Genomic DNA, 9,759 nt, shown 5'->3' with positions numbered 1-9,759 from the left:
TTCAACATATAATCACTTTTTGATCTCAATTGTGATGAAGTGAAATCAAAAACAACGACACTGGCGGCTTTTACTATCGAAACCACGCTAAGATCAGCGTTAGAACTCCTCTTTTTTGAGGTTTTACACTCTGCTTTTGACGCATTTGTTTTCTCTTTGCCTCTCTTCTTTCAAACGCTCTATTGGCGACCTCAGCAAATCTTTGTCGCTGCTCGGAACCTAAAACCATGTCATGAACAAAAGGATTCGAGCGTGGCATGGGTTTGGATGGATCATTTCTCGGTGTGCTACACATAAATTCGTCCTCTCTGTCTTCTCTATTTGTTAGACGGAGTAGAGATGAATAATCTTACAAAAAATTTCATATTCAATGAGACGTTTACGGATTCTTGATAAGAAAAAACGCAAGTCCCACTTTTAAGTATGGGAAGAAGGCACGTTTTTTTGACAAGTATTACAATTTATAAGGCAAACAATACGCCAGTAATAATACGTTCTCATTCTCTAGTAATAGCAATTAAAGCTTATTGTTGTTGGCATCGGCTCTAGGTGTTGATTCGTTAGACCTACGTTCACTTCCTTGTGTTGATGTTATAAGCCTCATCCAATGGCTAATTTTGTCTCCGCAAAACGTAATTTTTTCTGCCTCGGACTGGCTAAAAAGTACGCCAAGGTTAATGGTCCCAATCTTCCCATATACATCATAAAGATGATAATCAGCTCACCCGATGCTGATAGCTGACCTGTTAAGCCACGAGATAACCCCACAGTACCTAATGCAGAAACTGCTTCAAAGACCACGTCTATCATCGGTGCATCTTCACTCAGTAATAATGCAAAGATGGCCAACCAAGTCACTACAACCGAAATCATGGTCAGTGCGAGTGCTTTACTGATGGTATCTTTCGCTATTTCACGTTTAAAGACATAGACTTGCTCGTCACGGCGTAAATAAGCGTAAGTCGATAAAATCAGCACCATGAAGGTCACAACTTTGATACCGCTTGCGGTACTCAAAGAGCCACCACCAATGAACATCAGCACCAGAATAATCGCGGTTGTGGCATCTTCGAGTTGGTCAATAGCCAGCGTATTGAAGCCCGCAGTTCTCGGTGTTACGGCTTGAAACCAAGAAGCTAACCATTTTCCAGATTCACTCAAGGGTGCCAAAGTATGGGGATTGTCATATTCAATCAGATAAATCGCAATGAGGGCTACCCCATTAATCATGATGGTTCCCAGTATCATCATTCGGCTGTACACGGTTAATTTTGACCAACAGCGATGGCGTTTTAAATCCATCCAGACTGAAAACCCTAAACCACCAATAATAAATAACCCTGTAATAGTTAAATTCACGACAGGATCATCGACATAAGGCCTTAGGCTGTCTGCACTTAAAGCAAAGCCCGCATTATTAAATGCGCTTACTGTATAAAAGAAACTGTGAAACAAGCTCGTTTTCCAGCCAAGCTCTGGACTCCAGTATAGTGCTAATATTGCCATTCCAATCAATTCTACAACGAGCGCAAATACCAATACCGATTTAGCGGTCGCGGCTAACGTCGATGAATCGGTTTGATTGAACGCTTCTCTTGCAACCGTGCGTTCCAAAAAACCTATTTTACCGCCTAGGGTAATCAAAGTCACAATCGCAAACGTCATCAATCCGAGACCACCACATTGAATAAGCAATGCAATGACTGTCTGACCAAACACCGTAAATTGCGTCCCCGTATCAACCACGACTAAACCCGTCACCGTTACAGCAGAGGTTGCAGTGAAAAGGCCTTGTATCCAACCAATCGGTTCATGAGTTGCGATGGGTAATTTTAATAAGGCCGTGCCTAGTAATATCAGTAACAGGAAACTGCCGCTCAAAATCAGCGGTGGAGCGCCTAGTAACTTCTTTCCTGCTTTGGGTTTACGTTCAATCGGCGAGATCGAGGGATGCCACAACACCATGTTACACCAACCTTGGGGCTAAATATTTTAACTCGGACCGCGTACCACACAGCAAAATAATATCGTTCGCTTTTAGAAAAAAACTCTCTTTCACGTCAACGATGACATCCTGATCTCGCTTGACTAAGACGGCTTTAACACTCCCTCTTGCATCACCTAAAACTTGAGAAAGCGGGGATTCATGTAATGTCGATTTGATGTGAATTTCGACTACATAGAGTCCATGCCCAATCGCAAGGTAATTATTGACCATAGGGTAATTGAGCGCCTGTGCAACTCGTATCCCCATTTCTTCTTCAGGGTGAATGATCCGTTGTACGCCCAATTTTGACACAATAGTATGATGTGCTTTAGTACTGGCTTTCACCCATATTTCTTTAACACCTAGATTTTTAAGTGCCAATGTACACAATAAGCTGGACTGCATATCTTCGCCAATGGCGATTAATACGGCTTCACTATTGGCTAAATCCAGCTCTCGTAGCGCACCTTCATCGGTGGAATCACAGATAACCGCTTGAGTGAGTTCTTCAACGTATTTCTCGACCAATTTAGGATCTCGATCGACTCCAGTTACAGTATGCCCAAGATGAATGAGTTCGAGGCTGGCCGCAATGCCAAAACGCCCAAGTCCAATGACAGTAAAATGTGCCATGATAATACCTTTATTATTTTTTCCAAAAGTGCGGGAGTAACATCGCCAGAACCGTAAAGTATTCTAAGCGACCCAAAATCATTGCCAGATTTAAGAGCCAAATGCCTGAATCACTGACAGGTTGAAAATTGCTACCAACTTGACCAAAACCAGGGCCGAGCACATTGATACAAGCCGCAACGGCGGTAAATGCAGACCAAAAATCTAAACCTGTCGCCATCATTAATAAGGTGAATATCACTGTGGTTAAAACCGCAAGAGACATAAAAGCCATGACCGCATTAGTGACATCAGATGTCACTACTCGCCCTTGATAGCGGATAGGTAATATCGCTTTAGGGTAAGTCAGTTGGTGAATTTCTCGTCGTATAACTTTAAAGGTGATGATGTCTCTAGCGAACTTGTTTCCCCCAGCCGTTGAACCTGAGCATCCGCCGAGATAGGCACAAAACACTAAAAACAGCGCGGTTGCAGAGGGCCAACTGCCTAAATCTGCCGCACCAAAGCCTGTACTGGTCATAAATGAGATAACACTGAACATGGCAAAGCTGATCGAAGTAAGGAAATTATCGTAGGCTGAATGGCTAAAGAGGTACCAGCCTAAGACGAAAGAGAGTGTGATCGCGGTAAGAATAAAGACTCTCGACTCTTCATCGGAAGCATACAGACGTAACCCTGCAAAGCCATTTCGAAACACACGGAAATGAAGGCCAAAACTTATCGCTCCCAACATCATAAAAATGTTGGACAACATAAGGATAAGGTGGCTTTCAAAATGCCACATACTGGCATCGTGTGTCGAGAATCCCCCTGTTGAAACGGTGGTGAAACTGTGCGCGATAGCATCGTAGGCGGACATCCCAGCAAGATAATAAGCCAGCGCACACGCTAAGGTAATCGAAAGATACACGCCCCAAAGATAATGGGCGGATTTAGAAATACGTGGTGATAACTTATCATCCTTGATTGGGCCTGGTGTTTCGGCCTTAAGCAGCCGCATTCCACCAACATTGAGCATAGGCAACACCGCAACGACAAAAATCACCACACCCAGCCCGCCCATCCACTGAAGAAATTGGCGATACAGCAGAAAAGACTTCGGCATCTCATCTAATCCCGTCAAAACTGTTGCTCCCGTCGTCGTTAAGGCGCTGATAGACTCAAATACCGCATCTGTCATGCTCACCTGAGTAACTAAATGAATCGGTAGCGCCCCTAAAAAACCCGTTAAGACCCAGGTTAAACTGGCAAACATTAACGCATCTCGAAAGGTGACTTTATGCAGTTCACTTTTTCGCAATAAAACGGACAATAAAAAGGCGCTGACTATCATCACGACCGAAGGGGAGAAAAAGTCACTGGATATACGATCTTGAAATACAAACAGAGATAACAGGCCAAACGTGCCTTGTACAATCCCCATCCAAAGCATAGGCATGACTAATAATCGAAGTGTATTCTTGATATTAATCACGAGGAGGCTCCATCAAGCCTAAACGGTAGCCGATCCCTGATTCGGTTTTAATGAGCTGTTGTTCGTCTGCACTGTCGTTGAGTTTTTTGCGCAACTGGCTAACCAGTACTCGCAGATAATGGGTATCGTCGGTATGGCTTTCGCCCCACACCTCTCTCAGCAAGTCTGTTTGCTTCACAAGTTGCCCTGGTGTAATCATGAGCATTTCAAAAAACGCAAACTCCTTTTTGGTCAGAATCACTTCTGTACCAGAAAGCCAGCATTGATGGGTACTTTTTTGTAGCTTGAGTGCACCAAAACCCAAGATATCTTCGCTGAAATGCTCGCTGACCAAGTCTCTCAGCAGTACCTTGATCCGTACAATGAGTTCTTTAATGCCAAACGGCTTACTGAGGTAGTCGTTAGCCCCCGCTTCAAGCAAGCGGATCTTCTCTTCTTCCTGATCGCGGGCGGTCAGTATGAGCACGGGTGTTTTACTTAATTGACGGATCATCGATAAGAACTCGATACCATCGCCATCAGGCAACCCTAAGTCGAGCACCACCACATGCGGTTGAATACGCTCAAATTGCACTTTCGCCGTCGCTAACGAATCTGCTCCCACGTAATCAAAGCCTTCAGCCGCCAATGAAATGCGCATAAAAGTTTGGATTTGAGGCTCATCATCCACCACCAGTATTTTGTAGTTCACTACTACTCTCCTTGTTGACTGCTTGGCAGCGAAATCCGAATCAAACAACCTTTCTGTACTTCTACACATTCGATATGGCCTTGATGGGCTGAGACCACACCTTTTGCCACACTCAATCCAAGGCCTGAGCCAGAATCGTCACTTCTTTTTTCCTTGCCTGAATAAAACAGATCGAACATTCGTTCTGCTTCATCGGGTTGCAGTGATTGCCCTTGGTTGTAAACATCAATCACCACATTCTGCTGACTCTGATAAATTGTCACACTGACCTGTTTATCTTTGGGGGAATAGCGAAACGCATTGTCCAACACATTAAATAACGCCTGCTCGAGTAAAGCCCGACTGACATCAACCAATGAAACCACTCCATTGACGACCATCTCAATACTTGTGGTGGATGAAGAGAAACGACCGATGACACTTTTTACAATGTGTACTATGGATTCTTGTTGCTTCTGGATGCGAACCACGCCGTGCTGCAATTTCGTCGCTTGCAAAAGGTTTTCTATGTATTGATGTAAGCGATGGCTTTCTTTGATTGCACTGTCGAGCAGTTCATCCTTTTCTTTGGCTTGCAGTTGCATCTGGTATTCTTTGAAGGTAGTAAGATTACCAATAATTCCTGCGAGCGGCGTTCTCAAATCATGGGATACAGAGAGCAAAATTTGGTGGCGCAGTTGAACTTGTTCTAGCGCATTTTGTTGGCGTCGATATCGCTCAGCGAGCTGGCTAGTGGTAAAGGCAACCACAATAAAAACAAGTAAGTTGATGATGTCATCCAAGTGGAACATCTGGAGTGAATAGCGAGGTGTGGTAAAGAAAAAATTGAAACTGACGGCTTCGGCAATCGCAGCAAAATACGCTATCCGTGAGTGACATTGGAGTGCAATCACAACAATAGAAAGTTGAAGTATAAGTAGCACGGCTATGGCTGAGCCTAGCCAATGATCAATCCCCAATGAGACAACCAGTGAAAGAATAAATACCGATGCTGGTAGTAAATAGCGCTTCTGTAGCCAACTCATTGTCATATAGGTCATTTAATAGAAAATCTTAAACGCGACTCTATCAGATGCGAAAAATGGGATCGCGTAAAAAAAGCGTAAATTTTTAAGAGCTTGACTGTTTCTTAGTCTGTGGTTGGGAGCACTTTTTTATTTTTATAACGTAATTCCAGAGCGAACCAAAGTAATACAGATCGCTTTGCACCTTCGGGGACACGACTATAATGCGATCTCGGTGCTGATCAGCAAGCCGACTTGATTGAACATTTCCGACAGATTACGTAGAGCTAACACCGCCATAAACATCAATAGTTAAACTACGCTCTTTTTCGTAAGTTTTAGGTGTGAGGCCAATTTGTTTCTTTAGATAGCGGATGAGGTGAGGTTGATCGCTGAAACCAAACCGAAATGCAATCTCGACCCAATCGATATCATTTGAATCGCGTTGGTAAAGGTACTCCAGCATAGCCTCAAGTTTATTCATAGACTGACACTGTTTTAGCGTTAAACCTGTCACTCTGTTGAAGCTTCTTTCTAATGTACGTTGTGAGCAGTATAGCTGGTTACCCAGTTCAGAAATTAATCCTGAGTCCAGCGCCTGAAGGGCTTTGCGTGTAATCTGGCTATGTTGATCCTCATGGCTTTTCAAAGCCAACGGCAAAAACAGACTATCCAATTTTTTACAACACAAATCTGGATTACTTCGCGCCAGTTCAATCAGTTTCACCTCACCCTCACATAGATTAGTAAACAGTGTACTTAGCTGAACTTCTTCAACGCAATCAAGTATTGACCATTGACCTGAGAATAGTTTCAGTGAATAGAAGGCTCCAATATGAAACTTGACTCCCAGGTAGACAAAAGGTTTTGAGTGATCGAGTTGAAGTGTCTTATGATGGGGAAACAACCAGTGGCTCCCTTTACCATTAGCCGCTCCAGGGTTCATATCGTATTGGTAGGTCTGTTTGGCGGGAGAAATGATCAGGTGAGCGGATGGATCAGGGTTTAGTTTCGGGTAATCGAAGCTCTTGGCATCGGGACGCTTTTCAATAAGCCAATAACACTCAATGTATTTTGCAACTTCGGATATCTTTGAAGGCCTTAGCCAGTGGATCATAATAGTCTCAATCAGTTCGCGGCATCTACTATCACTATATGCTAGGTTAGCATTTTCACAAATAAGCCCTGACCAGATTAGGGCAAGGGCTTGTCCATTAACTACCTATTGTGGAGGTCAAATTCAATCTGGATAATGCGGTTTAAAGGCTCTAGTCCTGCTCGGTGAATCGCTTTTTGAGCACCCAAGTTACCACTTTCAGTTGAACAGACAGGAATTAAACCACGTTCATTGGCTAAGCTTAGTAGACGGTTAAGTACACGAGTGGCAATCCCCTGACCTCGTTCTGACTCGGCTACAATCATCCCTAAGTCTGCATATTTAGTCTGATGTTCATCAAATAGGCGACACTCACCCGTTGCTAATAACCTACCATCCTTCCAATACCCCCAAAGCTCTTCTCGTTTAATTAGATTACTGAAGTACTCAGACAACCATTGTGCTGGAGCACCAATATTACTCACTGCAAATTCAACGAACTCATCCAGTTGATCCTGACTTGCGAGCGTTAAATCTAAAACTGTTGTGCTTTCAGAAAGAAATGGAGCAACTTGATGATACATTAACGCATTTACTTTAAATGAAGATGAGTTATCTAAGCAAAGCGATAGATAGTGAGGTTCGGCTGTACTCACAAATGCACCTTTAATGGAACCGACTACTGAGCTGTTTTGCTCTGCAATCAAAGTAAACAGTTCTCTCGCCTGAATGTGGGCTGCCCGTGACAAATAGAACTGCAACATATAGCCATCACCGTTAATGCAGCAGAATCCAACTAAAGTATCGTCCTCATAAAATCCATAATGAGAGGATATGGGAACAAAACCAAAGTGCCACATACCATCAAGTGGCGCTGTCGATTGTTCGAAATACTGTTTTTTTAGTTCGTTAATTACTTCTAATGTTTCGATTGGTTTGATTTCTAACATAGTTATTTTCCCTAACGATAGATGTAGTGTTATTACGAACGAAGGAACTACATCAGAGATGAAGTGCCGCTTTCTATGTCGAAAATAGTAGGTGATGGGTAATATGAAAGATTGAACAAAAACGACAGTTACCAGTAGATATCCGAATTTCAAATCTTACTTTTCGATGAATACCTTCGCTAAAAATGACAGTTAATGGTCAGCCGATAAGGTTTAATATTTTCCATGCTCATATACATCGTAAAGAAAGTATTGAAAGCTATTTGAAACGACGACCAAAAGCAAACGACATACTTTTCTGTAATCACCTCAGCGATTATCTTAGGCAGTTATGCCATGACTCAAACATCAACTATGCCGATGACTCTGGAAACGTCAGAGTGATGACTGGTGACTTATGCATATTCATTGGTAATAGACCTCCGATAAAACAAAATAAATCTCACCAGTTTATGACTATCGGTATCATGAAGTGCTTATTTGCTCTTTTCGCTGAAAAGGACCTTATCAATGAGACCTACGCGAATATTGCATCTAAAGCTGACATTTCGGTTGGTATGGTTACAAAGGCAATGAAGTACCTTATTGAAAACAACCATATAGTAAAGAATAAACGCCAAAGAAGATTTTTAAATGAGCCAGAGCTGCGTTATGAATGGTTGAAAAGCTATGGCCACATTTTAGCTCGCTATCATCAGGTGACGACTTATCCTCCTGTTGACAATTGGAAAGATATCTTATTGCAGCCAGGAGATGTTTGGGGTGGAGAAGTGGCCGCGACTCAGCTTACAAAATATAACCACCCTTACGAGATACTATTGTTTAGCCGACATCAACCGGTCAAGTACTCTATCGGGCATAAAGAGTTACCACCTCTTAAAGTAATAAAGCCATTTTGGGGCGAGTCTTTAAAAATTGGTCAACCTGCGTTGGCATTACTAACTATTGCTGAGTTGCTACTATCTAAGGATGCGCGCAATAGAGAAGTGGCTTATCTTATCAATGATAAATACGGAGAGTTCCACACATTACCTTTGTGAACTTTGTTATGTTAGGAAGTTCAAAACTGACTTTCATAAACATAGGAATAGCAAAAATAGAATCATACTGGCAAATTGGTGGATGGGAGGTTTTATGACCGAGAAACAACGCAGAGCTATCTTGTACCGTGCCGCTCGTAACCGACGAAACGGTTTGCATCTTAAAAGTGACGATCACCTTGAGCGTAGTGTTAAGGAATCACGGCAGTGGCGAGAATCCATTGAATTGAAATCATCTAGAACCTAAACCAAATAAATTTAAGCACTACTGATTAATCTTACACTATAAGCAGGGATAAAATGCATGACTGACCCATACTTAAACTTATTGCCGACATTAGAAGAATTCGAACTGCCAGACGTTCCCTGGAAAGTTGTTGACCCATCATTGTTGCCGAAAGCCACTCTTTCAGCATTCGATTCATTTATGAGCGGAGCTAGCGTTCCTCATAGAGTATTCGTTTATAGCCATGACTACTCGCGTTTCTGCATGCTCGTTCGTAGGGGAGATATAACGTTATCTTAGAGAGCGAGTTAATTCATGTGTTATCTAGCAGTTTGTGCATTCTATCATCGGCTGTACCGAACCGGTCTGAATCAAAGATGGACAGAAATCATTCAGAGCAGAAGTCTGGATTGTGTACTTCCCAAAACAACCCCCATTCTAAATCAACCTAAACCGTTCACTTCCCATTCTAGCGCTGCCGAAGACGTTTGCTCTTCCAAGATGAATTTGTCACGACCATTGTCCAGTAAACTGATAGCCAAATAAGTAGCGTATTTTATAATCGATACATTTTCCTTTGATGTGTATTAAAAATTAGATACAAGAATCTTTATGATGTATGCAAAATAAGATACTATTGTCATCACAGTGTATTTAA

Annotated in this window: 10 protein-coding genes; 3 read left to right on the top strand and 7 right to left on the bottom strand. The window is 42.5% G+C overall.

What is annotated here, in order from left to right; genetic code table 11:
• Nucleotides 1–600: 600 nt before the first annotated feature.
• The 7 genes from AACQ17_RS02315 to AACQ17_RS02285 all read right to left on the bottom strand — a co-directional run bounded on the left by AACQ17_RS02315 (nucleotide 601) and on the right by AACQ17_RS02285 (nucleotide 7,835).
• Nucleotides 601–1,965, bottom strand: a complete 1,365-nt coding sequence (locus tag AACQ17_RS02315) for a TrkH family potassium uptake protein (protein WP_094147464.1) — start codon at nucleotides 1,963–1,965, stop codon at nucleotides 601–603.
• 1 nt (nucleotide 1,966) lies between these two features.
• The gene (locus AACQ17_RS02310; RefSeq protein ID WP_094147463.1) at nucleotides 1,967–2,620 is read right to left on the bottom strand and encodes a potassium channel family protein; all 654 of its coding nucleotides are present in this window, start codon (nucleotides 2,618–2,620) and stop codon (nucleotides 1,967–1,969) included.
• Between the two features lie 13 nt (nucleotides 2,621–2,633).
• On the bottom strand, nucleotides 2,634–4,094 hold the full coding sequence (locus AACQ17_RS02305) for a TrkH family potassium uptake protein (RefSeq protein WP_094147462.1): 1,461 nt from the start codon (nucleotides 4,092–4,094) through the stop codon (nucleotides 2,634–2,636).
• On the bottom strand, nucleotides 4,087–4,785 hold the full coding sequence (locus tag AACQ17_RS02300) for a response regulator transcription factor (RefSeq protein ID WP_094147461.1): 699 nt from the start codon (nucleotides 4,783–4,785) through the stop codon (nucleotides 4,087–4,089). The genes AACQ17_RS02305 and AACQ17_RS02300 overlap by 8 nt, the downstream gene beginning before the upstream one ends.
• Nucleotides 4,786–4,787: 2 nt before the next feature.
• The gene (locus tag AACQ17_RS02295; RefSeq protein ID WP_094147465.1) at nucleotides 4,788–5,810 is read right to left on the bottom strand and encodes a sensor histidine kinase; all 1,023 of its coding nucleotides are present in this window, start codon (nucleotides 5,808–5,810) and stop codon (nucleotides 4,788–4,790) included.
• A 256-nt stretch (nucleotides 5,811–6,066) separates the two neighbouring features.
• Nucleotides 6,067–6,906 carry a helix-turn-helix domain-containing protein gene (locus AACQ17_RS02290; RefSeq protein WP_094147460.1) on the bottom strand — a complete coding sequence of 280 codons (840 nt, stop codon included), beginning with the start codon at nucleotides 6,904–6,906 and terminating at the stop codon, nucleotides 6,067–6,069.
• A gap of 101 nt (nucleotides 6,907–7,007) precedes the next feature.
• A complete protein-coding gene (locus AACQ17_RS02285; protein WP_094147459.1) occupies nucleotides 7,008–7,835 on the bottom strand; it encodes a GNAT family N-acetyltransferase in 828 nt (275 codons plus the stop codon).
• A 185-nt stretch (nucleotides 7,836–8,020) separates the two neighbouring features.
• Between AACQ17_RS02285 and AACQ17_RS02280 the strand changes: the two genes are divergently transcribed.
• The 3 genes from AACQ17_RS02280 (at nucleotide 8,021) to AACQ17_RS02270 (ending at nucleotide 9,401) form a co-directional block, all read left to right on the top strand.
• Nucleotides 8,021–8,875, top strand: coding sequence for a type IV toxin-antitoxin system AbiEi family antitoxin (locus AACQ17_RS02280; RefSeq protein WP_240507671.1), 855 nt, complete (start codon nucleotides 8,021–8,023; stop codon nucleotides 8,873–8,875).
• Between the two features lie 94 nt (nucleotides 8,876–8,969).
• Entirely contained in the window at nucleotides 8,970–9,122 is a 153-nt protein-coding gene (locus tag AACQ17_RS02275; RefSeq protein WP_157726750.1) for a hypothetical protein, read from the top strand.
• Nucleotides 9,123–9,179: 57 nt separating this feature from the next.
• Nucleotides 9,180–9,401: a hypothetical protein gene (locus AACQ17_RS02270; RefSeq protein WP_094164266.1), complete on the top strand. Its 222-nt coding sequence runs from the start codon at nucleotides 9,180–9,182 to the stop codon at nucleotides 9,399–9,401.
• Nucleotides 9,402–9,759: the final 358 nt, after the last annotated feature.

The sequence above is a fragment of the Vibrio sp. V10_P2A27P122 genome, assembly GCF_963874335.1.
GTDB classification, from domain to species: Bacteria; Pseudomonadota; Gammaproteobacteria; order Enterobacterales; family Vibrionaceae; genus Vibrio; species Vibrio anguillarum.
This window is presented reverse-complemented; position numbering and strand designations above follow the sequence as displayed.